20 protein-coding genes and 10 tRNA genes are annotated in these 24552 nt (G+C 65.4%); 22 read left to right on the forward strand and 8 right to left on the reverse strand.

The window, feature by feature from the left end; all coding sequences use genetic code 11:
• Nucleotides 1-9: 9 nt before the first annotated feature.
• The 13 genes from B1991_RS12385 (at nucleotide 10) to B1991_RS12440 (ending at nucleotide 9560) form a co-directional block, all read left to right on the forward strand.
• Nucleotides 10-86 (forward strand) — tRNA-Arg (locus tag B1991_RS12385).
• Between the two features lie 13 nt (nucleotides 87-99).
• Nucleotides 100-176: transfer RNA gene (locus tag B1991_RS12390), tRNA-His, on the forward strand.
• A 35-nt stretch (nucleotides 177-211) separates the two neighbouring features.
• Nucleotides 212-287: transfer RNA gene (locus B1991_RS12395), tRNA-Lys, on the forward strand.
• 228 nt (nucleotides 288-515) lie between these two features.
• Nucleotides 516-600: transfer RNA gene (locus B1991_RS12400), tRNA-Leu, on the forward strand.
• Nucleotides 601-684: 84 nt separating this feature from the next.
• Nucleotides 685-1977: a trigger factor gene (gene tig, locus B1991_RS12405; protein WP_136258994.1), complete on the forward strand. Its 1293-nt coding sequence runs from the start codon at nucleotides 685-687 to the stop codon at nucleotides 1975-1977.
• Nucleotides 1978-2015: 38 nt separating this feature from the next.
• Nucleotides 2016-2645 carry an ATP-dependent Clp endopeptidase proteolytic subunit ClpP gene (gene clpP / locus B1991_RS12410; RefSeq protein ID WP_136258995.1) on the forward strand — a complete coding sequence of 210 codons (630 nt, stop codon included), beginning with the start codon at nucleotides 2016-2018 and terminating at the stop codon, nucleotides 2643-2645.
• A 108-nt stretch (nucleotides 2646-2753) separates the two neighbouring features.
• Nucleotides 2754-4049, forward strand: a complete 1296-nt coding sequence (clpX, locus tag B1991_RS12415; protein ID WP_136258996.1) for an ATP-dependent Clp protease ATP-binding subunit ClpX — start codon at nucleotides 2754-2756, stop codon at nucleotides 4047-4049.
• Nucleotides 4050-4219: 170 nt separating this feature from the next.
• Nucleotides 4220-6706 (forward strand): endopeptidase La, encoded by a 2487-nt coding sequence (gene lon / locus B1991_RS12420; RefSeq protein ID WP_136258997.1) that lies wholly within the window; start codon nucleotides 4220-4222, stop codon nucleotides 6704-6706.
• Between the two features lie 58 nt (nucleotides 6707-6764).
• Nucleotides 6765-6926, forward strand: coding sequence for a hypothetical protein (locus B1991_RS18670; protein WP_168709636.1), 162 nt, complete (start codon nucleotides 6765-6767; stop codon nucleotides 6924-6926).
• 114 nt (nucleotides 6927-7040) lie between these two features.
• A complete protein-coding gene (locus B1991_RS12425; RefSeq protein WP_136258998.1) occupies nucleotides 7041-7313 on the forward strand; it encodes an HU family DNA-binding protein in 273 nt (90 codons plus the stop codon).
• Nucleotides 7314-7333: 20 nt separating this feature from the next.
• Nucleotides 7334-7408: transfer RNA gene (locus B1991_RS12430), tRNA-Val, on the forward strand.
• A gap of 8 nt (nucleotides 7409-7416) precedes the next feature.
• Nucleotides 7417-7493, forward strand: a tRNA-Asp gene (locus tag B1991_RS12435).
• A gap of 156 nt (nucleotides 7494-7649) precedes the next feature.
• Nucleotides 7650-9560 carry a SurA N-terminal domain-containing protein gene (locus tag B1991_RS12440; RefSeq protein ID WP_136258999.1) on the forward strand — a complete coding sequence of 637 codons (1911 nt, stop codon included), beginning with the start codon at nucleotides 7650-7652 and terminating at the stop codon, nucleotides 9558-9560.
• A gap of 122 nt (nucleotides 9561-9682) precedes the next feature.
• Here the strand turns inward: B1991_RS12440 and B1991_RS12445 are convergent, their stop codons facing one another.
• Nucleotides 9683-10849, reverse strand: coding sequence for a transglycosylase SLT domain-containing protein (locus tag B1991_RS12445; RefSeq protein WP_342773775.1), 1167 nt, complete (start codon nucleotides 10847-10849; stop codon nucleotides 9683-9685).
• Nucleotides 10846-11610, reverse strand: coding sequence for a hydroxyacylglutathione hydrolase (gloB, locus tag B1991_RS12450; protein ID WP_136259000.1), 765 nt, complete (start codon nucleotides 11608-11610; stop codon nucleotides 10846-10848). Before gloB ends, B1991_RS12445 begins: the two co-directional genes overlap by 4 nt.
• 238 nt (nucleotides 11611-11848) lie before the next feature.
• On the opposite strand from gloB, the gene B1991_RS12455 reads away from it, so the two are divergent.
• Genes B1991_RS12455 through dnaQ form a run of 3 tightly spaced genes read left to right on the forward strand, consistent with a single transcriptional unit; the run spans nucleotide 11849 to nucleotide 13704 of the window.
• The gene (locus tag B1991_RS12455; protein WP_136259001.1) at nucleotides 11849-12553 is read left to right on the forward strand and encodes a methyltransferase domain-containing protein; all 705 of its coding nucleotides are present in this window, start codon (nucleotides 11849-11851) and stop codon (nucleotides 12551-12553) included.
• 6 nt (nucleotides 12554-12559) lie between these two features.
• Nucleotides 12560-13003 carry a ribonuclease HI gene (gene rnhA / locus B1991_RS12460; RefSeq protein ID WP_136259002.1) on the forward strand — a complete coding sequence of 148 codons (444 nt, stop codon included), beginning with the start codon at nucleotides 12560-12562 and terminating at the stop codon, nucleotides 13001-13003.
• Nucleotides 13000-13704: a DNA polymerase III subunit epsilon gene (gene dnaQ, locus B1991_RS12465; protein WP_136259003.1), complete on the forward strand. Its 705-nt coding sequence runs from the start codon at nucleotides 13000-13002 to the stop codon at nucleotides 13702-13704. Before rnhA ends, dnaQ begins: the two co-directional genes overlap by 4 nt.
• A gap of 15 nt (nucleotides 13705-13719) precedes the next feature.
• Here dnaQ and B1991_RS12470 read toward each other — a convergent pair whose 3' ends face one another.
• Nucleotides 13720-14421 carry a PP2C family protein-serine/threonine phosphatase gene (locus tag B1991_RS12470; protein WP_136259047.1) on the reverse strand — a complete coding sequence of 234 codons (702 nt, stop codon included), beginning with the start codon at nucleotides 14419-14421 and terminating at the stop codon, nucleotides 13720-13722.
• 109 nt (nucleotides 14422-14530) lie between these two features.
• Here B1991_RS12470 and B1991_RS12475 point away from each other — a divergent pair.
• Nucleotides 14531-14620 (forward strand) — tRNA-Ser (locus B1991_RS12475).
• Nucleotides 14621-14796: 176 nt separating this feature from the next.
• Here the strand turns inward: B1991_RS12475 and B1991_RS12480 are convergent.
• On the reverse strand, nucleotides 14797-15603 hold the full coding sequence (locus B1991_RS12480) for a TetR/AcrR family transcriptional regulator (RefSeq protein WP_136259004.1): 807 nt from the start codon (nucleotides 15601-15603) through the stop codon (nucleotides 14797-14799).
• 237 nt (nucleotides 15604-15840) lie between these two features.
• Complete coding sequence (gene ppsA, locus B1991_RS12485; protein ID WP_136259005.1) at nucleotides 15841-18213, reverse strand: phosphoenolpyruvate synthase; 2373 nt, start codon at nucleotides 18211-18213, stop codon at nucleotides 15841-15843.
• Between the two features lie 228 nt (nucleotides 18214-18441).
• On the opposite strand from ppsA, the gene ppsR reads away from it, so the two are divergent.
• A complete protein-coding gene (gene ppsR / locus B1991_RS12490) occupies nucleotides 18442-19257 on the forward strand; it encodes a posphoenolpyruvate synthetase regulatory kinase/phosphorylase PpsR (protein WP_136259006.1) in 816 nt (271 codons plus the stop codon).
• 26 nt (nucleotides 19258-19283) lie between these two features.
• Nucleotides 19284-19769, forward strand: coding sequence for a DUF1249 domain-containing protein (locus tag B1991_RS12495; RefSeq protein WP_136259007.1), 486 nt, complete (start codon nucleotides 19284-19286; stop codon nucleotides 19767-19769).
• Between the two features lie 87 nt (nucleotides 19770-19856).
• On the opposite strand, the gene B1991_RS12500 is transcribed toward B1991_RS12495, so the two are convergent.
• From B1991_RS12500 to B1991_RS12510, 3 genes are all read right to left on the reverse strand, one after another.
• Nucleotides 19857-19933: transfer RNA gene (locus B1991_RS12500), tRNA-Asp, on the reverse strand.
• 36 nt (nucleotides 19934-19969) lie between these two features.
• Nucleotides 19970-20045: transfer RNA gene (locus B1991_RS12505), tRNA-Glu, on the reverse strand.
• Nucleotides 20046-20113: 68 nt separating this feature from the next.
• A tRNA-Ala gene (locus tag B1991_RS12510) sits at nucleotides 20114-20189 on the reverse strand.
• Between the two features lie 170 nt (nucleotides 20190-20359).
• On the opposite strand from B1991_RS12510, the gene B1991_RS12515 reads away from it, so the two are divergent.
• From B1991_RS12515 to B1991_RS12525, 3 genes are all read left to right on the forward strand, one after another.
• Entirely contained in the window at nucleotides 20360-22126 is a 1767-nt protein-coding gene (locus B1991_RS12515; RefSeq protein ID WP_136259008.1) for a cation:proton antiporter, read from the forward strand.
• A 174-nt stretch (nucleotides 22127-22300) separates the two neighbouring features.
• Complete coding sequence (locus B1991_RS12520) at nucleotides 22301-23059, forward strand: FKBP-type peptidyl-prolyl cis-trans isomerase (RefSeq protein WP_136259009.1); 759 nt, start codon at nucleotides 22301-22303, stop codon at nucleotides 23057-23059.
• Nucleotides 23060-23198: 139 nt separating this feature from the next.
• Nucleotides 23199-24542 carry a UDP-glucose dehydrogenase family protein gene (locus B1991_RS12525; protein WP_136259048.1) on the forward strand — a complete coding sequence of 448 codons (1344 nt, stop codon included), beginning with the start codon at nucleotides 23199-23201 and terminating at the stop codon, nucleotides 24540-24542.
• The last annotated feature ends 10 nt before the right edge of the window (nucleotides 24543-24552 follow it).

Genomic DNA, 24552 nt, shown 5'->3' on the forward strand with positions numbered 1-24552 from the left:
GTGATGACTGCGCTTGTAGCTCAACCGGATAGAGCATCGGCCTTCTAAGCCGAGGGTTGCAGGTTCGAATCCTGTCGGGCGCACCAGTATCAAACGATGGTGGATGTAGCTCAGCTGGTTAGAGTCCCGGATTGTGATTCCGGTTGTCGTGGGTTCGAATCCCATCATCCACCCCAGTTCCACCCCGGAGTTCCGGGTTGACCCAGTCTCTGGGCCGTTAGCTCAGTTGGTAGAGCAGTTGACTCTTAATCAATTGGTCGAAGGTTCGAATCCTTCACGGCCCACCACTAACGACAGGCGCCCGGCAAACCGGGCGCCTGTCTGCTTTTGGACGGTCGCGATCGTTCATGCTCCGGCTTGTGCTGCAAGGCCGCGCAACCGTAAAATGATCTGATTTCGTACAAGGGAATCCTCGACTTGGGCGAGCGTGCCGCAGGGTTCCCGCGGCGGTGAGCGGCGACGGCTGACGGTCGTCCGGCGCCGTGACCGGACCCGTGGTCAATGGCGGCGGCATCGCGAAAGTGGCGGAATTGGTAGACGCACTGGATTTAGGTTCCAGCGGGTAACCCCGTGGGGGTTCGAGTCCCCCCTTTCGCACCATGGTCCATTCGGTTTTGCAGGCGGGGCATCCCGCCATGGCGCCTGTGGCAGGCCACAACACAAAGAGTAGTACCAGGAGACGTCATGCAGGTTTCGGTTGAGAATGTCGGTTCGCTGGAGCGCAAGCTCACGGTGAAGTTTCCCGCGGAGCGGTTCGAGACGCAGGTCAGCGCGCGGATTGCGGAAATGGGCCGCACGGTTCGTTTGAAGGGCTTCCGTCCCGGCAAGGTGCCGGTGACGGTGATCAAGCAGCGCTTCGGTGAGCAGGTGCGGGGCGAGGTGCTTTCCGACCTGATCGGCAGCACCCTGCGCGAAGCGGTGGAGCAGGAGAAGCTGCAGCCGATCGCGAACCCGGCGATCAACACCACCGGCCGTCCCGAGAATGGCGAGATCGCCTACACCGCGACCTTCGAGATCATGCCGGAGTTTCCCGAGATCGACGTCTCCGCACTGGAAGTGCATCGTGCCGTCGCGGAAGTCACCGACGCCGACATCGACCGGATGCTGGAAACCCTGCGTCTGCAGCGGCGCAGCTTCGAGGAGGTCGAGCGCACCTCGGCTGCCGACGATTTCGTGATGTTCGAGTACGCTGCCACGGCAGGCGATTACCGCTTCCCCGCCGAGGGGCTGGAGCGTGCCGGCAGCGTGCTGGGCTCGGGCACCCTGTTTGCAGCGCTGGACGAGGCGCTCACCGGGCGCGTGGCCGGCGACGAGTTCGAGGCGGCGATCGAGTTCCCCGCCGACTTTCGCAACGACCAGCTTGCCGGCAAGGGCGCCCAGGTCAATTTCCACATCATCAAGGTGCAGGAGCCGAAGCTGCCGGAAGTCGACGGTGACTTCGCCAAGCTGTTCGGCATCGAGGATGGCGACCTGGAGACCTTCCGCAAGGAGGTCCGCGCCAATCTGGAGCGCGAACTCAAGGCGGCGCTGATGGCCCGCCTGAAGTCGGAAGTGGCCAGCAAGCTGGCCGAGACGCACGGCGATCTGGACGTGCCGAAGATGCTGGTGCAGTCCGAGGCACGTACCTTGGCCGCGGGCAACGTGCCCGAAGGCCAGCAGCCGCCGCAGCAGTTGATCGAGGCCGCCTTGCCGATCGCCCGCAAGCGGGTGATTGCCGGCCTGCTGATGGGTGAAATTGCCCGCAAGCAGGGGCTCAAGATCGACCGCAAGCGGGTTGCCGAGCAGTTGGCTGCGATTGCCTCGACCTACGAGGAACCGGAGAAGGTCATTGAACTCTACAATGGCGACCCCCAGTTGATGTCCGGGCTGCAGAATCGCGTGATGGAAGACCAGGTGGCCGAGTGGGTGGCCGAGCACGCCACCACCACCAGGCAGGAACTGAGTTTCGACGACGTGATGCGCCCAGCCAACGCCTGACCATTGCCAGGCCCGTCCAACCCCCAGTCGCGAGCATGATGACCATGGATCCCATCAAGAATCTCAACCTGGTGCCGATGGTCGTCGAGCAGACCGCTCGCGGCGAGCGCTCCTATGACATCTACTCGCGCCTGTTGAAGGAGCGGGTGATTTTCCTGGTGGGTGAGGTCAACGACCAGGTGGCCAACCTGATCGTGGCGCAGATGCTGTTCCTGGAGTCGGAGAACCCGGACAAGGACATCAACTTCTACATCAACAGCCCCGGCGGCGCGGTTACCGCCGGGCTGGCGATCTACGACACGATGCAGTTCATCAAACCGGCGGTCAGCACCATGTGCATCGGCCAGGCTTGCAGCATGGGCTCGTTCCTGCTGATGGCGGGCGCCAAGGGCAAGCGCTTTGCCTTGCCGAACTCCCGCATCATGATCCACCAGCCTTCCGGCGGTGCGCAGGGCCAGGCCACGGACATCGAGATCCAGGCGCGCGAGATCCTTTATATCCGCGAGCGCTTGAACAACCTCTACGTGGAGCATACCGGCCAGCCGCTGCAGAAGATCGAGGCGGACATGGAACGCGACCGCTTCATGAACGCGCAGGATGCCAAGGCCTACGGACTGATCGACGAAGTGCTCGACAAGCGCGCCGTGGAATCCGTGAAATCCGCCTGATTCGACGACTTTACCCGGTGTCCCGCGATGGGCTCTGCGTCTGCAGGCAGACGCGGGGCCCTGTGGTATTCTCGCGACGCACCCGGATTTACCAGCAGGATCGAGAGTATGAGTGACGACCGGCAGGGGCGTTCCAGCGACAGCGGCAAGATTCTCTATTGCTCGTTCTGTGGCAAGAGCCAGCATGAAGTACGCAAGCTGATTGCGGGCCCGTCCGTGTTCATCTGCGACGAGTGCGTGGAGCTGTGCAACGACATCATCCGCGAGGAGCTGGAAGAGAAGGCCGCCGCCGGCCATACCCAGCTGCCCAAGCCGCGCGAGATCCGCGAATCGCTGGACCAGTACGTGGTCGGCCAGGCGCGCGCCAAGAAGGCCTTGGCGGTTGCCGTGTACAACCACTACAAGCGGATGGAGTCGCGCCAGAAGAGCGACGACATCGAGCTGGGCAAATCCAACATCCTGTTGATCGGCCCGACCGGCTCGGGCAAGACGCTGCTGGCCGAAACGCTGGCGCGGCTGCTCAACGTGCCGTTCACGATCGCCGATGCCACCACGCTGACCGAAGCCGGTTACGTGGGCGAGGATGTCGAGAACATCATCCAGAAGTTGCTGCAGAAGTGCGACTACGATGTCGAGAAGGCGCAGTCGGGCATCGTCTACATCGACGAGATCGACAAGATCTCGCGCAAGAGCGAGAACCCGTCGATCACCCGCGACGTTTCCGGTGAAGGCGTGCAGCAGGCGCTGCTGAAGCTGATCGAGGGTACCCTCGCCTCGGTGCCGCCGCAGGGCGGGCGCAAGCATCCGCAGCAGGAGTTCCTGCAGGTCGACACCAAGAACATCCTGTTCATCTGTGGCGGTGCGTTCGCCGGCCTGGAAAAGGTCATCCAGCAGCGCTCCGAGAGCACCGGCATCGGCTTCGGTGCCGAGGTGCGCAGCAAGGAGCGCACGCAGAATCTGGGCAAGGTGCTGGCGGATGTGGAGCCGGCGGACCTGGTGCGCTTCGGCCTGATCCCCGAGTTCGTCGGGCGCCTGCCGGTCGTCGCGACACTGGACGAGCTGGACCAGGCTGCTCTGGTGAAAATCCTCACCGAGCCGAAGAACGCGGTCACCAAGCAGTTCAAGAAGCTGTTCGAGATGGAAGACGTGGAGCTGGAGTTCCGCCCCGAGGCGCTGGAGGCGATCGCGCAGAAGGCGCTCAAGCGCAAGACCGGCGCGCGCGGCCTGCGTACCATCCTGGAACAGGTGCTGCTGGACACGATGTACGAGCTGCCGTCGCTGGAGCACGTAAGCAAGGTGGTGGTCGACGATGCGGTGATCGAAGGGCAGGCCGAGCCATACCTGATCTATCGTGGCAATCTGCAGCAGCGCGTGGCGGGCGATGGCGGCGACGCCGCGGCCTGATCGAATCCGCTGTACCCATTGCGCGGCCCCGGTGGTTCCACCGGGGCCGCGTTCGTTTTGCGGACCACCGCAAGCCTTGCACTGCCCGGGATCGCCTCCACTTGACGTGTTGAGAGGCCCGGTGCAGTGTCGGGACGAAACCCCAATTGAATTCGAGGAATCTCTTTTCCATGGCCAAGCAAGCCCCCGCCCCCGTTGCGCTGGACGCCCTGCCGGTATTGCCTTTGCGCGATGTGGTGGTCTATCCGCACATGGTGATCCCGCTGTTCGTCGGCCGCGACAAGTCGATGCGGGCGCTGGAGCGTGCGATGGAAGGCGAACGGCAGATCCTGCTGGTGGCGCAGACCAGCCCGGATATCGACGACCCCGAGGTTGCCGACCTGCATCGGGTCGGCACGCTGGCTGGCGTGCTGCAGTTGCTGAAACTGCCTGACGGCACGGTGAAGGTGCTGGTGGAAGGGCAGTCGCGCGTCGCGCTGGAGGATTTCAGCGAGAACGACGGCATGCTCACCGCGCGGTCGCGGGTCATCGAGCCCGCCTACAACGCGAAAGAGCGCGAGCTGGATGTCGTTTCGCGCACACTGATTTCGCTGTTCGAACAGCTGGTCAAGCAGAGCCGCAAGCTGCCGCCGGAAGTGCTGGCCAGCCTGTCGGGCATCGACGACCCTTCGCGCGTGGCGGATTCCATCGCCGCGCATCTTTCCGTGCGCATGGCCGACAAGCAGAAGGTGCTTGAGACGGCCGACGTGGGCAAGCGGCTGGAGCTGCTGATCGGGCTGGTCGACGGCGAGATGGACCTGCAGCAGGTCGAGAAGCGCATCCGCGGCCGGGTCAAGTCGCAGATGGAGAAGAGCCAGCGCGAGTACTACCTCAACGAGCAGATGAAGGCGATCCAGAAGGAGCTGGGCGACGGCGAGGACGGCCCCAACGAGGTCGAGGAACTGCAGAAGAAGATCGAAGCCGCCGGCATGCCCAAGCCGGTGCTGGCCAAGGCGCGGCAGGAGTTCGGCAAGCTGCGGCAGATGTCGCCGATGTCGGCCGAGGCCACCGTCGTGCGCAACTACCTCGACTGGCTGGTCGGCGTGCCGTGGAAAAAGCGCAGCAAGGTGCGCAAGGACCTGCAGATGGCGCAGGAAGTGCTCGACGCCGATCATTTCGGCCTGGAGAAGGTGAAGGAACGCATCCTCGAGTACCTCGCCGTGCAGCAGCGCGTGTCGGTGATGAAGGGTCCGATCCTGTGCCTGGTCGGTCCCCCCGGCGTGGGCAAGACCTCGCTGGGGCAGTCGATCGCCAAGGCGACCAACCGCAAGTTCGTTCGCATGAGCCTGGGTGGCGTGCGCGACGAGGCCGAGATTCGCGGCCATCGGCGCACTTACATCGGCTCGATGCCCGGACGCATCGTGCAGAACATCAACAAGGCCGGCGCGCGGAACCCGCTGTTCGTGCTGGACGAGATCGACAAGATGTCGATGGACTTCCGCGGCGATCCCTCGTCGGCGCTGCTTGAGGTGCTCGATCCGGAGCAGAACCACGCGTTCAACGATCACTACCTGGAGGTCGACCTGGACCTGTCCGAGGTGATGTGGATCGCCACCGCCAATTCGCTGAACATCCCCGGCCCGCTGCTCGACCGCATGGAGGTCATCCGCATTCCGGGTTACACCGAGGACGAGAAGCTCGGCATCGCGCGCAGGTATCTGCTGCCGAAACAGCTCAAGGCGAACGGCCTCAAGCCGGAGGAGCTCGACGTCGCCGAAGAGGCGTTGCGCGACATCGTGCGCTACTACACGCGCGAATCCGGCGTGCGCAATCTCGAGCGCGAGATTTCCAAGATCTGCCGCAAGGTGGTCAAGGAGTTGACCCTTGGCCAGGTGAAGAAAGCCAAGGCCAAGGCCAAGGTCGGAGCGTCGCGGGCGAAAGCTGCTGCAGGCAAGTCGAAGGTCGCGGCGGGCAGCATCAAGGTGGACGCAGCGAACCTGGGTGACTACCTCGGTGTGCGTCGTTTCGACTTCGGTCGCAAGGAGCTGCAGAACGAAGTGGGCCTGGTCACCGGCCTGGCGTGGACCCAGGTCGGCGGCGAGTTGCTCAGCATCGAGGGCTCGGTGGTGCCGGGCAAGGGTCGACTGGTGCACACCGGCCAGTTGGGCGACGTGATGAAGGAGTCGATCCAGGCCGCGCTTTCGGTGGTACGCGCGCGCGCCGACCGGCTCGGCATCGATCCCGAGTTCCATCAGAAGCTCGATGTGCACATTCACGTGCCCGAAGGCGCCACGCCCAAGGACGGTCCCAGTGCCGGCATCGCCATGTGCACCGCGCTGGTGTCGGTGCTGACCAAGGTGCCGGTGCGTTCGGAGGTGGCCATGACCGGCGAGATCACCCTGCGTGGTCGCGTGCTGCCGATCGGCGGTCTCAAGGAAAAACTGCTCGCGGCGCATCGCGGCGGCATCACCACGGTGATCATTCCCGAGGACAACAAGAAGGATCTGGTGGACATGCCGGCCAACATCACCGAGTCGCTGGAGATCCATCCGGTGCGCTGGATCGATGAGGTGCTCGACATCGCACTGGAGCATCCGGTGCAGCCCAAACCGGCGAGCGAGACGCCGCCGGCAGCCGTGGCCGGGGAGTCGGCGGAAGGACACTCGCTGACGCATTGACCGTGCGGGGTGGCCGCGCGGGCCGGACGCGCCCGCGCGATAGGCTCGTGATGCAGCCGTGTCGACGTTGATCGGCGAAGTTCCGGGCTGTGCCTGGAGCCGGCTCGCGCATGCGATTTTTGACCATGTCGAACCGGCGGAAACGTTGCTGCGCCTTGTGTTGCGGATAGCGGCGGGGCACTGGTATAAAGGCGATGCCGCAGCCCCCGCGCTTGCTTGACGACGAGGCGATGCGGAGTTGCTCCACGGCTCTGGCACCAGCCAACCATCCATGCCCGCGTCATCCGTCTCGCGACGGATCGCGCGGGCGAAATCCGAACGAGGGAGTTTTTCAATGAACAAAACCGATCTGATCAATGCCATTGCCGAGAAGGCCGAGCTGACCAAGGCAGACGCTGGTCGTGCGCTGGAGGCCTACCTGGAAGCCATCCAGAAGTCGTTGAAGAAGGGTGAGGATGTCTCGGTGGTGGGCTTCGGCACGTTCACCGTGCGCAAGCGTGCCGCGCGCACCGGGCGCAACCCGCGGACCAACGAAACGATCAAGATCAAGGCGTCGAAAGTGCCCGCGTTCAAGGCTGGCAAGACCCTGAAGGATGCCCTAAACTAAGCGGCTTGCGCTTGGTTTCGGGGTGCTTAGCTCAGCGGTAGAGCGTCGCCCTTACAAGGCGGTGGTCGTAGGTTCGATCCCTACAGCACCCACCAGATTGTGCGGAGTGGTAGTTCAGTTGGTTAGAATGCTGGCCTGTCACGCCGGAGGTCGCGGGTTCGAGTCCCGTCCACTCCGCCACGTTTAGCAAGGGCGCCCGTGGGGCGCCCTTGTCGTTTGAGACCTGCGTGTTCGGCGATGCCATGGCGCACCGGCATGCAGCGATGAGGCGTCCGGTGCCTCGTGTGGATCATGCGCCTCGCGCGCGCTTCCAAATCACGTTGCGGGAAGATTTCTATGCTGCAGGCAATGCGTAACAAGATGCACGGATGGCCGTCCATCATCGTTCTCGGCCTCGCCGTGCTGGCGATGTCGCTGTTTGGCATGGAGAGCTACTTCACTTCGCAGAACGACACGTTCGTGGCCAAGGTGGGCAAGCGCGAGATCAGCCAGAACGCATTCCAGAACCGCATGAACCAGTTGCGGCAGCAGTTCAGCACGCAGCAGGGCGACAAGTTCGACCCGGCCATGTTCGAGAAGCCGGAAACCAAGCTGCGCGTGCTGGACGCGATGATCGACGAGCAGCTCCTGCTGCAGGCCAACGCAGACTGGGGCATGCGCGTCTCCGATCAGTCCCTGCGCGACGCCATCGCGGACATTCCCGCCTTCCAGGTCAGCGGCAAGTTCGATCCGACCAGCTACCGCTCCTATCTTGCCAACAGCGGCAAGACCTCGGCCATGTTCGAGGACGAGATCCGTTCGTCCTTGGCAACGCAGCTGCTGCCGCAGGCAATCGACGACAGTGCGATCATCAGCGACCAGCGCGTCGACGATTACCTCAGCTTGGCCACCCAGCGGCGCGATCTGCGTTACTTCGTGCTGGCGAAGCCTGACCCGGCCGATAAGCAGGTGACCGATGCGCAGATCGAAGCCTGGTACAAGGCCCACCAGGCCGACTACATGAATCCCGAACAGGTTTCGGTGGAGTACGTCGAGGTGGATGGCGCCAAGCTCAAGCCGAAGGCGGCCCCCAGCGACGAGGAGCTGAAGGCGCGCTACGAGGAGGAGAAGCAGCGCTTCGTGCAGCCGGAGCAGCGGCTGGTCTCGCACATCCTGATCAACGTGCCCACCAATGCCACGCCGGAGCAGCAGAAGGCCGCGCTGGCCACGGCAGACAAGCTCGCGGCCGAGGCGACGCCGGCGAATTTTGCCGCGCTGGCCGAAAAGGACTCGCAGGATCTGGGTTCACGGCGTCAGGGCGGCGACCTCGGCTGGCTCGAGAAGGGCGTGACCAACGCCGCGTTCGATTCGGCGATGTTCGCGCTGCAGAAAGGGCAGATCTCCAAGCCTGTGCTGTCGTCGGACGGTTATCACATCATCTGGTTGCGCGACGTGCGCAGCGGCGAATCCAAGCCGTTCGCCGAGGTGCGCGATCAATTGTTGCAGGAGGCGACCAGCGCCGAACGCGACCGCCAGTACAACGAGCTGGCCGGCAAGATGGCGGACCAGACCTACTCGAACCCGGGCTCGCTCGAACCGGCGTCCGCCGCGCTTGATCTGCCGATCCAGACCACGCCGCTGTTCTCGCGCAACGGTGGCGAAGGTCTGGCGGCCAACCCCAAGGTGGTTGCCGCCGCGTTCAGTGACGACGTGCTGGTCCAGGGCAACAACTCGAGCCTGATCGACCTGGGCAACAACCATTCGGTGGTGATCCACGTCAGCAAGCACGTGCCGGCCGCGGCCAAGCCGCTGGAGGAGGTTCGCGCCAGCGTGCAGCAGAGCATCCTGCAGGAACGTATTGCGGTGGCGGCCCGGAAACAGGCCGACGACGTGCTGGCACGTTTGCAGAAGGGCGAGGACATGGCGGCGGTAGCCAAGTCGATCGACGCCAAAGTCGTCACCGTGCCCGAGGCGGTGCGCGGCCAGTCGTTCCAGGTACCGCCGCCGGTACTGAAGGAAGCTTTCCTGCTGCCGCATCCGGCCGCGCCCGAGAAACCCCGGTTCGCCGAGGTGGACATGGGTGACGGCGGCTTCGCGATGGTCGCGGTGGACAAGGTGCAGCCCGGGGACCTGACCAAGATGTCGGCCGAAGATCGCGGGCTGTTGCATCGCCAGATGGCCCAGGCCTACGCCGGCGAAGCGACGCGCGAGCTGCTCCAGGTCCTGCGCGCCAAGACCAAGATCAAGATCAACAACAACCTGCTGTAACCGGTCCGCCCGGTTGCCATGCCCCCGCCCCGGCGGGGTGCGTGGAGGTTGTGCCGCGCATGCCGCCGATGTCCGGCCGGAAATCCGGGTGCCACGGGTCCGATCCGGGGCGAAGCAGGGTTTCAGTCGATGTCGTCCAGCTTCAGTACCTGGCCGGGCTGGATCGCCTGGCCCTGGCGCAGGTCGTTCAGCTCCTGCAATCGCGTGACGCTGGTCGAGTACTCCCGCGCAATCTGCCACAGGCTTTCGCCCGAACTGACCACGTGGGTGCCACCCCCGCCAGCGGGTTTGCCGCCGTCGTGTTCCGTAGTCGCGGGGGAAGCGGCATCGGCGAGCATGGCGTCTTCGAACTCGCTGGCGTGTTTGGCTGGCAACATCAGGTACGGCACCGACCGCGCATCCAGCCTGTTGCCACGGAACGCCGGGTTGAGCTGCCGCAGGGCCGTCTCGGACATGCCTGCCAGCTTGGCGGCATGCGCCACCGTGATGGAGTGAGTGACGGCTGCCTGCGCCAGATGCTCTGCTTCCGGCAGGCGGGGCAGGCTGACCTGGAAGCGTGCCGGTTCGCGTATCACGCATGCGATAGCCAGCAACTGGGTCAGATGTTCGCGCGTGACGCTGCGTACCGGCAGGTCGGGAATCGCCGGCTTGTCCGCCGGCGTGCCGTGGTGCCGGATCAACCTGCGTATCTTGAACTCGCCGGCGTTGTAGGCGTAGTCAGCCACGCGCCAGTCATGGAAGCGGTCGTGGTATTGCTGCAGCAACTTCATCACCGCGTGCGTCGCGGCAGGGATGTCCAGGCGGCCGTCGTAATGGCGGTCCACCCGCAGACCCATCGCGCGCGCGGTTACCGGCATGATCTGCCACATGCCTGCGGCGTCGTGCTTGCGTCCCCGGGCTGGCCGGTAACGGCTCTCCACCCACGGCAACAGCACGAACTCGCCCGGAACATCGTACTGCTCCGCGACCTGCTGGATGTAGGTCAGGCGTGGTAGTGCCCGGCGCAGGGATTTTTCGAACAGTCCGGGGTTGCGCGTATAGCGTGCGGCCCACGCCAGCACCGAGGGATCGGCGTCGCAGCCGGGCATGGAAAAGCTGCTGCGCAGCTGGTCCCACGGGTCGGTCACCGGAGCGGGTGCCGCCTCGGCGGCGCTCGCGGGGATTGCCGGCTCCGGTGCGGGGGCGGAGGCGGCAACGGGCGCAGGTGCGCGGGTCGGTTGCGTGGTACAGGCCGCCAGTGCGGCCGACAGCGCCAGCGGCAGCAACAGCTGTCGGAAGGCACCGTTCATGCGCGGAAGACGTCCTTGGCTGCCCGCAAGGCGGCAAAGCGGGCTACCCGATCGCCTCCGGTCCCGCGCCGAGCGCACCATTCGACCACGGCCTGGGCATCCACCCGAAGGAAGGGGTTGGTGGTGCGTTCCACTTCCAGCGTGACCGGCAGGCTGGGCTGACCGGCGGCGCGCAATCGGGCTACCTCGTCTCGACGCTGCCGCAGCTTCGGGTTGTCTGGCTCCACTTCGTTCGCGAAGAGGCCGTTGGCATGGGTGTACTCGTGCCCGGCGCAGACCCGGGTCGAGCCGGGCAGCGCTGCGAGGCGTTCCAGCGAGGCGAGCATCTGGGCCGGCGTGCCTTCGAACAGGCGGCCACAGCCCAGGCTGAACAGGGTGTCGCCACACAGCAGCAACCCGGCGCCCACGTAGCCGATGTGGGTAAGAGTGTGACCGGGGATCGCCAACACCTCGAAAGTCAGCCTCGGCGCGGACAACTCCACCGTGTCGCCATCGCCGACGACGTGCGTCAGGCAATCGATGCGCGGATCGAGCGGCCCGTGCACCGTCGCGCCGTGACGCTTCCGCAGTTCGGCGGCGCCGCCGATGTGGTCGTTGTGGTGATGCGTCAGCAGTACGCTGCGCAAGCGCAAGTGGTGCTGCTCCAGGGCCTGCTCGACCACGCCCGCCTCGCCGGGATCGACGACCACTGCCTGGCCTTCATCGTCATGAAGCAGCCAGATGTAGTTGTCGGTCAGGGCCGGGAGTGGCAGGAGATGCAAGGCGGTTCCGGATAGTCGGGGCGACAGCGGCTGCGCGTCGGTGCCGGTGCTTCCCGGCAGACGCGGCCGCCGGGCCGCCTGGAGCGCCCGACTATAGAGGGGCGGGGACAGCCGCTCGTTAGCAAGGCGTTAATAGGTGGGTCGGGCATTCAGATGCGTGAGGCAGGTCCGCGGCGACTGCGATCGGTTACCCACTGCAGCTAAACTGCGGGTTTGCGAAAGCACCCGGGCCCGCTGCATGCGCCGACAGGACAACGACATCTACGCCAGTGCACCGCTGCGCCGATTGCGCGATGCCCAGGCGAGGGTGCTCGCGCCAGAGTTGCAGCGCTGTTTCGGCACGCACGCGCTGCTCCTGGGGGTCGCAGCCGACGAAGTACCGCCTGCGCTGCCCATGCTGGGCAACTGGGTTCGTCTCCATCTCGACGGCGACCGGTACGCGGGTGATCTGCGTGCCGCCGTGGACCAGCCGTTGCCGTTCATGGCCGATGCGTTCGACCTGGTGTTGCTGCGTCACGCGCTGGAGGTCTCGCCGGTGTCTTCGGCGCTGCTGGGGGACGTGCTGCGGGTGCTGGCACCGGGCGGCGTGCTCGCCTTGACCGGCGTGCATCCGGTCAGCGGCTGGTCGCCGTGGTTGCGTTGGCATGCGCGCGGCCGGACGCTCAAGCTGCAGCTTCCCCTGCAGCTGGAACGCGTTCTGCGCCATGCCGGCATGGACATCGAACTGGCCCGGCGCGTGGGACGCGGTTGGCCGGGGTTGCCGGCGACGTCGACGGCATCGGGCAACGCACTCGGAGGTGGCTATGTGCTGCTGGCGCGCAAGCGCCGACGACTGGCCACGCCACTGCGCATCAAGCCGGTGACGCTGCCGGTACCGGCACCGGGCAGGCTTTCGCCGGGAACACGACCCAACCCGGCCTTGCAGACGACAGGGGACACCTGAACACACATGAGTGAAGTGGAAGCATTTACCGATGGCGCCTGCCTCGGCAATCCCGGGCCCGGTGGCTGGGCCGCGTTGCTGCGGGCGCCCGGTGGCGAGCGGATGCTGGCCGGCCGGGAAGCCGCCACCACCAACAACCGCATGGAGCTGATGGCGGCCATCGCCGCCCTCGAGGCGCTGAAGCGACCGTGTGCGGTCACCCTCACCACCGATTCGCGCTACGTCATGCAGGGCATCGAGCAGTGGCTGCCGAAATGGCGCGCCAACGGATGGCGCACGGCCGACCGCAAACCGGTCAAGAACCAGGATCTGTGGCAACGCCTGTCCGACGCGGTCGGCACGCACCGGGTTCGCTGGCAGTGGGTCAAGGGCCACAATGGCCACGTCGAGAACGATCGCGTCGACCGTGCCGCGCGTGAGCAGGCCGAGTCGATCAGGAGTGGCGCATGAGGCAGATCGTTCTCGACACCGAAACCACCGGCCTGGAAGTGCGCCAGGGCCATCGCCTGGTGGAGATCGCCTGCGTCGAGATGGTCGAGCGCAGGCTCACCGGGCGGCACTACCAGACGTACCTGAACCCCGATCGCGCGATCGACGAAGGTGCGCGCCAGGTCACCGGCATCGAGGACGAATTCCTGCTCGACAAGCCACGGTTTGCCGATGTGGCGGACGAGTTCCTGGCCTTCATCGCGGGCGCCGAACTGATCATCCACAACGCGGCGTTCGACATCGGCTTTCTCGATGCCGAGCTGGCCCGCCTGGGTGCCGAGCGAGGCAGCATCGGGGACCGTTGCAGCGTGCTGGATACGCTGGCGATGGCGCGCGAACGCTATCCCGGCCAGCGCAACAGCCTCGATGCGTTGTGCAAGCGGCTGGGCGTGGACAACTCGCGCCGCGACCTGCACGGCGGCCTGATCGACGCGCAGCTGCTGGCCGACGTCTATCTGGCCATGACCTCGGGCCAGGTCGGGCTGGATCTGGAATTTGACGCGGCGGCCCCGCAACACGCGGAGGTGCTGCTGCCGGCAACATTGCAGGTGCGTCCGCGCGTGCTGCGTGCATCGACGGACGAGTTGCTCGAGCATGAGCGGCGACTCGATGCGCTGGACAAGAGCGCGGGTGGCCAGAGTGTGTGGCGCCGGCTGCAGTAAGCGCCGCCGCCGGCCTCAGCTGCAGCGCACGAGGACGACGGTGACATTGTCGTCGCCGCCTCCATCGAGCGCACTCAGCAGTAATTGATCGGCGCATTCCTGCGCGGCGAGGTCGTTGCGCGCGACGGTGCGGGCGATCGCGGCGTCGTCGACGCACTCTGTGAGACCGTCGCTGCACAGCAGGAAGGTCATGCCCGGTTCGAGCACGCCCCTGGCCATGCCGATGCGCAATTGCTCAGTGGCGGTGATGCCGAGCGCCTGGGTGAGCAGGTTGCGTTGCGGATGTTGCGCCGCCTGAGCCGGGTCGAGCTGGCCGGCCTCGACCAGGGCCTGGACCAGCGAATGATCATGACTGACCCGATGCAAGCAGTGCTGCCACAGATAGATGCGGCTGTCGCCGACCCAGGCAACTTCATAGTTGTCCCCGATGATCCGCAACGAGGCGATCGTGGTACCCATCGGCAGCAGGTCGAATCTGGGTCGCGTATGCGCCAGCAGCCGTTCGCCCGCTTCGTTCACCGCCTCGACGAGGTTCGCGCCGGCACCGATCCGCTCGACCATGGTGTCGCGCACCAGCGCCGCGGCCACTTCGCCGTGCTGATGCCCGCCCATGCCGTCGGCGACCAGGAACAGGCCGAGCGTGGCGTCTGCATGGTAGGTATCCTCGTTGCGCGTGCGGCGCAGGCCGACGTGAGTTCCGTGTCCGAGTTCGATCATGAGGCTTTGGTCAGGGCAAGCTCCCGCAGCATGCCGCAAGCCGGGGTTGTTGTCACGAGTCCCCCGCTCGCGTATGATTCGCGGCTCGCATGCGCCCATGCACCCGACCGGAGAGGTGGCAGAGTGGTCGAATGTACCTGACTCGAAATCAGGCGTACGTGCAAGCGTACCGTGGGTTCGAATCCCACCCTCTCCGCCAGATACGCAAAACGCCCCGACCGGGGCGTTTTGCGTATCTGGCGGAGAGGGTGGTGTAGACGAACCCACCGGTTCGACAAAATTGTCAGGAACAATTCTGGACAGCCGCAGGCTGGCCCTGGAGCGCGAAGCGCGGAAGGGTGAGGCCCAGGATGGGCCGAACAATCCCCACGGACGTCACGTTGCCTCGCCGCCTGTCAGAGCGGCGTTTTGCGCATCCGGCGTGGAGTGATGTGCCGGCACGTCCCCGGTCGCGGCGCGGGTCTCCGCGTCGCCCGGCGCGGCAGCCCGGTCCAGTTCCAGCACTCGCTCGATCGTCTCGGTCTGCTCCGGCGTACCGAATGGCGCGGTGAGGATGGGAGCCAGCAGGGAGACCAGCCTCGCCAGCAATTCGGTATCGTTGAACTTCTCGCCCTGGCTCAGGCTGGCGATGAGCTCCTGCATGTCTTCGCCGGCCAGCATGCCGGACAGCGCCTTCAACGCAAAATGCAGACGCAAGCCGAGTTCGCGGCGCGGCAGGGCCGGCAACGCACGCGAGAAAGCCTCGAAGAAGCGCCCGGAGATCGGCCGGTAATGCGCCTCGAGATAGCTGCGGATGAACGGTGACGGGTCGCTGTAGACACGCCCGAGCAGCCGCATGAAGGCCGGTCCGGATGCGTCCCCGCGGCTGAGCCGGAATGCCGGAATGAACAGCATGGCCAGCACGGCGGCGGCATCCATGGCGAACGGCTGCTCCTGTTCGCAGGTGCTGAGCAATTGCAGCCGCTCGCGGTTGAGCCGATCCAGGCGCAGCGAAAGCACCTCCTGCATCAAGGCCTCCTTGCTGCCGAAGTGGTAATTCACGGCGGCCAGGTTGGCATCGGCGCGCGCCGTGACGTGGCGCAGCGACATGGCTTCGTAGCCACACTCGATGAACAGCCACTCGGTGGCCTCCAGCAGCCGCTTGCGGGTGTCGCCGTGGCTGTTGCGCTGGTTCCTGCTCAAGATCCGCTGCTCCGCGCCGCGTCACGGGCACCATGCCTGCGGCGCTTCAAATGCAAAGTGGAAACAAACGCATGGAAGCTAACGTTGGCGCCCGCATCGGGCAAGCTGCGGCGCAAGAAGCCCGGCGCCGATGCCGGGCCGGCTCTGGATCTGGGGGACACGGAAATGAAAGGGCCGGGTGATCCCGGCCCTTTCCCGAAGCAGGCACCGACGTGCTGCCGGTGCGGCGCGATGGCGTCAGCCGGCCTTCTTTTTCGCCAGCCGCAGCCAGGTATCGACCACGGTGTCCGGGTTCAACGAGACCGATTCGATGCCCTGTTCCATCAGCCACTCGGCCAGGTCCGGGTGATCGCTGGGACCCTGGCCACAAATGCCGACGTACTTGCCGCGCGCGCGTGCGGTCTGGATGGCCATGGCCAGCAGCTTCTTCACCGCCGCGTTGCGTTCGTCGAACAGGCTGGCGACGATGGACGAGTCGCGGTCCAGGCCCAGGGTGAGCTGGGTGAGGTCGTTGGAGCCGATCGAGAAGCCGTCGAAGATGTCGAGGAACTCGTCGGCGAGCAGGGCGTTGGACGGCACCTCGCACATCATGATGACCTTCAGGTCGTGCTCGCCCTGGCGCAGGTCGTTCTTCGCCAGTACGTCGATCACCTTGCGGCCTTCCTCCAGCGTGCGCACGAACGGGATCATCACCCACACGTTGTCCAGCCCCATCACCTCGCGCACGCGCTTGACCGCGCGGCACTCCAGGCCGAACGCCTCGGCGAAGCTGGCATCGACGTAGCGGCTGGCGCCGCGGAAGCCGATCATCGGGTTCTCTTCGTGCGGCTCGTAACGCGAGCCGCCGAGCAGGTTGGCGTACTCGTTGGACTTGAAATCGCTCATGCGCACGATCACCGGCTTCGGGTAGACCGAGGCGGCGATGGTGGCGATGCCTTCGGCGAGGCGATCGACGTAGAACTCGACCGGGCCGGCGTAGCCGGCGATGCGCTCGTCGATCTTCGCCCTGGTCTCGGCGTCCTGCCTGGCGTATTCCAGCAGCGCCTTCGGATGCACGCCGATGTGGCTGGCGATGATCATTTCCAGGCGGGCCAGGCCGATGCCGGCGTTCGGCAGCTGGCCGAAGTCGAAGGCGCGTTCCGGGTTGGCCACGTTCATCATGATCTTCAGCGGTGCCTCGGGCATGTCGCCCAGATCCGCGGTGATCCGCTCGAACTTCAGGATGCCCTCGTAGATCGTGCCGGTATCGCCTTCGGCGCAGGACACGGTGACGTCGACGCCATCGGGGATCAGCTCCAGCGCGTTGCCGGTCCCGACCACCGCCGGCACACCGAGCTCGCGCGCGATGATCGCCGCATGGCAGGTGCGGCCGCCGCGGTTGGTGACGATGGCCGAGGCGCGCTTCATCACCGGCTCCCAGTCGGGGTCGGTCATGTCGGCGATGAGCACGTCGCCGGGCTGCACCTTGTTCATGTCGGCCAGCGAGCGCACCACGCGCGCCTTGCCTGCACCGATCTTCTGGCCGATCGAGCGCCCTTCGGCCAGCACCTTGCCTTTCTCGCCGAGATGGAAGCGTTCGAGCTGGGTGGCGTGCGAGCGCGACTTCACGGTCTCCGGGCGGGCCTGCACGATGTACAGCTTGCCGGTGTTGCCGTCCTTCGCCCACTCGATGTCCATCGGGCGGTCGTAGTGCTTCTCGATGATCAGTGCCTGGCGGGCGAGCTCCTGCACGTCGTCGTCGCTGATGCAGAACCTGTGGCGCAGTTCGGCCGGCGTGTCCTCGGTTTTCACGCGTTCGCCCGGCGCACTGGAATAGACCATGCGCAACTGCTTGGCGCCCAGGTTGCGACGAAGCACGGCTGGCTTGCCCGCGCGCAGGGTCGGCTTGAACACGTAGAACTCGTCCGGGTTCACTGCACCCTGCACGACCATCTCGCCGAGGCCGTACGAACCGGTGACGAACACCACGTCGCGGAAGCCCGACTCGGTATCCAGCGTGAACAGCACGCCGGAGGCGCCCACGTCCGAGCGCACCATCAGCTGCACGCCGGCGGACAGGAACACGTCCTCGTGCTTGAAGCCCTGGTGCACGCGGTAGGCGATGGCGCGGTCGTTGTACAGCGAGGCGAAGACTTCCTTCACCTTGTGCAGCACGTCGTCGATGCCGACCACGTTGAGGAAGGTTTCCTGCTGGCCGGCGAAGCTGGCATCGGGCAGATCCTCGGCGGTGGCCGACGAACGCACGGCAACGGCAATGTCGTCGGCGCCGGCGTCCTTGCACAGCTTGATGTAGGCCTCGCGGATCGCCTGCTCCAGCTCGGCGGGCAGGGCGGTGTCGACGATCCAGCCGCGGATTTCCCGGCCGGCCGCAACCAGGGCATCCACGTTGTCGACGTCGAGCGGGGCCAGGCGATCCTGGATGCGCCGGGCCAGCCCGCTCTTTTCCAGATACTGCTGGAATGCGGCGGCTGTCGTGGCGAAACCGCCCGGCACGGAGACACCGAGCTTGGCCAGGTTGCCGATCATCTCGCCCAGCGAGGCATTCTTGCCGCCGACCTTGCCCAGGTCGGTCATGCGCAGTTGGTCGAGCCAAAGCACCAAGTCGTTCAAGAGTGTCTCCTCGGAAGGCGGAACGTGGGCAGCCGGTGCCACGGAGTTGCGGCGGGCGCGCTGCAAAGAACTGGTATTGTCCGCTGTCGATGGTGCGCAGCACAAGAAGACCAGTGCCGCGCGAAGTCATTCCAACCGGATACCAGTCAACGCGCGTTCAACGCGGGACAGCGTTTTTCCCTTGCGCTAAGGTGCGAGTCAGTGCCCCCAGGACGGCGGAAGCCCCCCATGCAGCGAACCGTGTTTTTCATTTCCGATTCCACTGGTATTACCGCCGAGACGATCGGCAACAGCATCCTGGCGCAGTTCGAGGGCGTCCAGTTCGACAAGCATCGGCTGCCGTTCACCGACAACCCGCACAAGGCCGAAGTGGCTGCATTGCGCATCAAGACCAATTACGCGCAAACCGGGCTGCGTCCGGTGGTGGTCAACACCATGGCCGACCGCGCGTTGTGCGACATCGTGGCCACCAGCGGCGCGCTGATGCTGGACGTGTTCGCGCCATTCATCGGCCCGCTGGAGGACGAACTCCAGACGCGGCGTTCCGGTGCGGTGAATCGTTCCCATGGCATGGTCGACTTCGACAAGTACGAGGCGCGCATCAATGCCACCAACTACGCGTTGTCGCATGACGACGGTATCGACGTGAATTACGACGATGCCGACCTGATCCTTGTCGGCGTGTCGCGCTCGGGCAAGACGCCGACCTGCCTGTACATGGCCTTGCATTACGGCGTCCGCGCCGCCAACTATCCGCTGACCGACGAGGATCTGGAGAAGCTTGAGTTGCCAGCGCGCCTGCGACCGTTCAGGGACCGGCTCTACGGGCTGACCATCGACGCGGTTCGCCTCGCGCAGATTCGCGAACAGCGCCGCTCCGGCAGCCGCTATGCCACCCTCGCGCAGTGTCGCTGGGAACTGGAGCAGGCCGAACGACTGATGCGCCAGACCGGGATACCGAGCCTCAACACCACTCACGTGTCGATCGAGGAGATCGCCAGCAAGATCTTCGACCGCTTCGGCATCGAGCGGACCATGTTCTGACCCTGACCGGAGTTTGTGCGCAGCCCATGAGTGCCGTATTGGACAATCGAAACAGCCTGCTGCCCGGAAGGTTCGAGACCCTGATGGGCCTGTACGCGGAGAACTACCATCGCCTCGCGCGGCTGTTCGCGCCACAGGAGCTCGCCGCCGGCCACTACGTGTCCAGCGTCGACGACGGCCTGGACGTGCACCTGCAAGTGCAGGAACACCACCCGTACACCATCGAACTGGAACTCACCTACGGTTTCGTCGATGCGCACACCGGCCACCGGGCGCCTTCGGCCCAGTTGCGCATGTACACCGACGCGCATGTCGCCGAGGCCTTGCACTGCCATCCCGGCCGGCACCTGTGGCAGGTGCTGGGGCCGTTTTCGCCCGTGCATTCGGTATTCCAGCATCGCCTGCGCATGAACCGCTTCCTGACCCGATGGCTGGAGTACCTGGCCGAACAGGGACACTCCATCGGCACGCTGGAGCCGCAACCGGAGTCGTGCGAGCGCGGTCCGGAGTAGCGGTCCCATTGCAGGGTGCGGCCATGGCGGGCGCACGGACCCGCACAACAAAAAACCCGCGCGAGGCGGGTTTCGTGTCTTGAATGATGGCGGAGTGGACGGGACTCGAACCCGCGACCTCCGGCGTGACAGGCCAGCATTCTAACCAACTGAACTACCACTCCGCAGTTGCAACAGCTTCCAGCTTGCGTGGTCCAACTTGGCGTCCCCACGGGGATTCGAACCCCGGTCGTCACCGTGAAAGGGTGATGTCCTAGGCCTCTAGACGATGGGGACGTTGCTTTTTCGAAAAACCCGCAGTGGAAGTGCGGGCTCTCGCAAAGGACTTGCCTTGGGTCAAACGTTGGTGGAGCCAGGCGGGATCGAACCGCCGACCTCCTGCATGCCATGCAGGCGCTCTCCCAGCTGAGCTATGGCCCCGCCGCTGGAAGCCGAGAAGAATAGGGTGGGGCCGCTGGTCCGTCAAGCTTTTTTTCGACGGAGCGACGTGTGCGCGTCGTCACGCGCCGTCGGGTTCGTGGTGGTGCGGACGCGATCTTTGCCGACGCTCCTTTATGCTGCGGTGACGAAGACCACAACAAAGGCAGTCGATGCACGAAATCGGTTTCATCCGAGATCTGGCCGTGGTGATGCTGGTGGCCGGGGCTACCACGATCCTGTTCCAGCGCATGCGCCAGCCGGTGCTGCTCGGTTACATCCTGGCGGGCGTGCTGATCGGCCCGCACACTCCCGGCGTGCTGGTCGGCGACGCGCGCACGATCGACGACATATCCAACCTCGGCGTGGTGCTGCTGATGTTCACGCTGGGTCTGGAGTTCAGCGTGCGCAAGCTGCGCGACGTGGGCATCGGCATGCTGCTGGTGGCCGTGGGCGAGGTGGGCCTGATGCTGTGGATCGGCTACGGCATCGGCAGCCTGTTTGGCTGGAAGGGCATGGACGCGCTGTTTCTCGGTGCGATCATCTCGTTGTCCTCGACCATGGTGGCGACGCGTACCTTGTCCGAGCTGGGCCAGCGCCGGCAGCCGTTCGCGCAATTGGTGGTGGGCCTGCTGGTGGCCGAAGACATGCTGGCCATCGTCATGCTGACTTTGCTCACCGCCGTGGCCATCGGTGGTTCGGTGCAGGCGGAAGCGGCGTTTACGTTGATCGGCCACCTGGGTCTGTTCGTGGTGGTCGGCATGATCCTGGGCCTGCTGCTGTTGCCGCGGCTGGTGGACTACGTGGCCGGCTTCGGGCGCGACGAAACCCTGCTGGTCAGTGCGCTGGGCATCTGTTTCGGCGCCAGCCTGGTCGCGGTATGGATGGGCTTCAGTGTGGCGCTGGGTGCTTTCCTGGCGGGCGCGGTGGTGGCCGAGTCGCGCAGCTCCGGCCGGGTGGTGCATCTGGTCGAGCCCTTGCGCGACATGTTCGCCGCGCTGTTCTTCGTGGCGATCGGGCTGAAGATCGACCCGGCCATGCTGTGGCAGTACGCGGTGCCTGCCTTGCTGATTGCCGGGGTGGTGATCATCGGCAAGACCCTGGCCTGCAGCCTCGGCGTGCTGGTGGTCGGGCATGAGCCGCGCACTGCGTTGCGGGCCGGGCTGGGCATGGCGCAGATCGGCGAGTTCTCGTTCGTGATCGCCACGCTCGGCCTTTCGCTGGGCGTGATCAGCGACTTCATCTATCCGGTGGCGGTCGCGGTATCGGTATTGTGCATGGCGTTGTCACCTTATCTCTCGCGCTCGGGCGATCGCGTGGCCAGCGGGTTGCGCCGGGTCACGCCGCGCTCGGTGCAATTGCTGGCCACCAGTTACAGCGGCTGGCTGGAACATCTCAAGCCGGTGAACGAAAACGCCACGCTGGCGGCGATCCTGCGGCGCCTGCTGTGGCACATCGCGGTGAACATCCTGCTGGTGGTGACCTTGTTCATGGTCGGCGCCTATGTCAACGCGCATGGCTGGACCTGGTTCTCCACCGTGGGCATCGGACGCGAGATGCGGCACACGATGATCTGGGCGTGCGCGCTGTTCCTCTCCCTGCCGATGCTGATTGCGGTCTATCGCAAGGCCGGCGCGCTGGGCATGCTGCTCGCCGAGATCGGCATACGCGAGAGCTTTGCCAGGTCCTATACGCACGCCATCCGCAACATCCTGGCGAGGGTGATCCCGCTGGCCACGCTGTTGCTGCTGGGCATCCTGTTGAGCGCGCTGGGCTCGGCGATCCTGCCACCGCGCGGCATCGCCATTTTTCTGCTGGTGGTGGGTGCGGTACTGTCCGTGGTGCTGTGGCGGGGCCTGGTGCACATGCATGCGCGCCTGCAGGCGGCCTTGAAGGAAACCCTGGACAAGCCGGAGCCGCCGGTGGATGGCGCCGGCTGAAGGCGGGGCCGGCGGGCGCCGATGTCCCGGGCGGCGCTGAACCTTTATGCCGTCTGACGGTCACAAGCGCCGATCGTTGCCAAGAACACCCCGGCACCGCACAATGCGTCGCCTGCCTCCAATGCGGGGTCCAGCCGGACTTGCCGGCATTTCCATTTCATGAGGGAGTTACAAATGAAGCACTTTCTGCGTCCCACGTTGACGGCGGTTGCGATGGCCGTCGCGCTGGGCATGACGACGGGCGCATTCGCCCAGGCCGCCAAGACTGGCGCCGCCGCCCCCGTCGACAAGGCCAAGGCCAGCTACGTGTTCGGCTACTACAAGATGGGCGAGAGCGTGCCGCCCATCCTGCGCGAGGAGATGGATCCCGCCGCCGTGGCCCGTGGCGTGCAGGCAGCCTTGTCCGGCCAGAAGTCGACGGTCAGCGAGGCGGAAGCCAAGCAGGTCTATGAGGCCTTCATGACCAAGGTGCAGGCCAAGTTCGAGGCCGAGCGCGCCCAGGAAGCGGCCAAGAACAAGGCTGAGGGCGATGCGTTCTTTGCCAAGAACAAGAACGCTCCGGGCGTGAAGACCACGGCCTCCGGCCTGCAGTACCAGGTGATCACTCCGGGTACCGGCGCTCGCCCGGGCCCGAACGACACGGTGGAGATCAACTACACCGGTTCGTTCCTGGATGGCCAGGTGTTCGATGCCTCCGCCAAGCATGGTCCGAAGCCGGCCTCGATCCCGGTCGCCAACGTGATCCCCGGTTTCCGCGAGGGCCTGCAGCTGATGCAGGTGGGCGGCCACTACAAACTGTTCATTCCGGCGTCGCTCGCCTATGGTGCCGAGCCGCAGCCGCCGATGCCGCCCAATGCCACGCTGATTTTCGACGTGACCTTGGTCAAGACGGCTGCAACGCCGGCCGGGTCCAGCGGTTCCGACGGCCAGTAATCGGCCGGTCGCAGCAGCTCATCGAAGGGCGCGAAGCGATTCGCGCCCTTTCTTTTTGCGCCGCGTTCCGCCATCGCGATGGCGAGGTTGGAACGAGGTTAGAATATGCGGTTCGCTTTCCGGGAAACTCATTGCGATGATGAAGGTAACGATCTTCGGTACCGGCTATGTCGGACTGGTTACTGGCGCCTGCCTGGCGGAAATGGGCAATCACGTCGTCTGCGTCGACATCGACGAGGCGAAGGTGGAACGTCTCAAGCAGGGCGTGATCCCGATCTTCGAACCGGGCCTGGACGCCATCGTACGGCGCAATCATGCCGAAGGTCGGCTCGACTTCACCACCGACGCGGCCACCGCGATCGCCCACGGCGAGTTGATCTTCATCGCGGTGGGTACGCCACCTGACGAGGACGGCAGCGCGGATCTCAGCTATGTATTGGCGGTGGCGCGCAGTGTGGGCCAGCACCTGGATCGCTACGTGGTGGTGGTCAACAAGTCGACGGTACCGGTGGGCACGGCCGATCGCGTGCGCGAAACGGTGGCGGCGGAACTGGCCGCGCGCAAGGCCTCGGTCGAGTTCGACGTGGTCTCCAATCCGGAATTCCTCAAGGAAGGCGCGGCGGTGGAGGATTGCCTGCGTCCGGACCGCATCATCGTGGGCTCGTCGAGTCCGCGCGCGGTGGCGGTGCTGCGCCGTCTGTATGCGCCGTTCAATCGCAATCACGAACGCCTGGTGGTGATGGACGAGCGCTCGGCCGAACTGACCAAATACGCCGCCAACGCGATGCTGGCGACCAAGATCAGTTTCATGAACGAGATCGCGAATATTGCCGAGCGGGTCGGTGCCGACGTGGAACTGGTACGCCGGGGCATCGGCGCCGATCCGCGCATCGGCTACCACTTCATCTACCCCGGTGCGGGTTACGGCGGCTCGTGCTTCCCCAAGGACGTGCAGGCGCTGGAACGCACGGCCAGCAGCCACGGTTACCAGGCCCAGCTGCTTGACGCGGTTGAGGCGGTCAACCGTCGGCAGAAGGGCAAGCTGTTCGAATTGATCTCGCGTCATTTCGGCGGCGAGTTGCGCGGCAAGACGATCGCGGTGTGGGGCCTGGCCTTCAAGCCCAACACCGACGACATGCGCGAGGCGCCCAGCCGGCCGTTGCTGGAGGCCTTGTGGCAGGCCGGCGCCAGGGTGCGAGCGTTCGACCCGGAGGCGCAGGCGGAAACCCGGCGTCTGTATGGCGAGCGCGACGACCTGTTGCTGTGCGAGGACGCGACCACGGCGGCCCAGGGTGCTGACGCACTGGTCGTGGTGACCGAATGGAAGGCATTCCGCAGCCCGGACTTCGTGCGTCTTCGCGACACCCTGGCTGGCGCGGTGATCTTCGATGGTCGCAACCTGTACGATCCGGCCGCAGTGGAAGAGGCGGGTCTGGCGTACTACGGCATCGGCCGCGGCCGCAGCCTGCAGGTGACGCGGTGAGCGCGACGGA

Origin of the sequence: Rhodanobacter lindaniclasticus (assembly GCF_004799035.1) — a bacterium.
Lineage (GTDB): Bacteria > Pseudomonadota > Gammaproteobacteria > Xanthomonadales > Rhodanobacteraceae > Rhodanobacter > Rhodanobacter lindaniclasticus.

Coding starts and splice junctions, on each gene's coding strand:
- tig (WP_136258994.1), top strand. CDS start 685: ATGCAGGTTTCGGTTGAGAATGTCGGTTCGCTGGAGCGCAAGCTCACG.
- clpP (WP_136258995.1), top strand. CDS start 2,016: ATGACCATGGATCCCATCAAGAATCTCAACCTGGTGCCGATGGTCGTC.
- clpX (WP_136258996.1), top strand. CDS start 2,754: ATGAGTGACGACCGGCAGGGGCGTTCCAGCGACAGCGGCAAGATTCTC.
- lon (WP_136258997.1), top strand. CDS start 4,220: ATGGCCAAGCAAGCCCCCGCCCCCGTTGCGCTGGACGCCCTGCCGGTA.
- B1991_RS12425 (WP_136258998.1), top strand. CDS start 7,041: ATGAACAAAACCGATCTGATCAATGCCATTGCCGAGAAGGCCGAGCTG.
- B1991_RS12440 (WP_136258999.1), top strand. CDS start 7,650: ATGCTGCAGGCAATGCGTAACAAGATGCACGGATGGCCGTCCATCATC.
- B1991_RS12445 (WP_342773775.1), bottom strand. CDS start 10,849: ATGAACGGTGCCTTCCGACAGCTGTTGCTGCCGCTGGCGCTGTCGGCC.
- B1991_RS12455 (WP_136259001.1), top strand. CDS start 11,849: ATGCGCCGACAGGACAACGACATCTACGCCAGTGCACCGCTGCGCCGA.
- rnhA (WP_136259002.1), top strand. CDS start 12,560: ATGAGTGAAGTGGAAGCATTTACCGATGGCGCCTGCCTCGGCAATCCC.
- dnaQ (WP_136259003.1), top strand. CDS start 13,000: ATGAGGCAGATCGTTCTCGACACCGAAACCACCGGCCTGGAAGTGCGC.
- B1991_RS12470 (WP_136259047.1), bottom strand. CDS start 14,421: ATGATCGAACTCGGACACGGAACTCACGTCGGCCTGCGCCGCACGCGC.
- ppsR (WP_136259006.1), top strand. CDS start 18,442: ATGCAGCGAACCGTGTTTTTCATTTCCGATTCCACTGGTATTACCGCC.
- B1991_RS12495 (WP_136259007.1), top strand. CDS start 19,284: ATGAGTGCCGTATTGGACAATCGAAACAGCCTGCTGCCCGGAAGGTTC.
- B1991_RS12515 (WP_136259008.1), top strand. CDS start 20,360: ATGCACGAAATCGGTTTCATCCGAGATCTGGCCGTGGTGATGCTGGTG.
- B1991_RS12520 (WP_136259009.1), top strand. CDS start 22,301: ATGAAGCACTTTCTGCGTCCCACGTTGACGGCGGTTGCGATGGCCGTC.
- B1991_RS12525 (WP_136259048.1), top strand. CDS start 23,199: ATGAAGGTAACGATCTTCGGTACCGGCTATGTCGGACTGGTTACTGGC.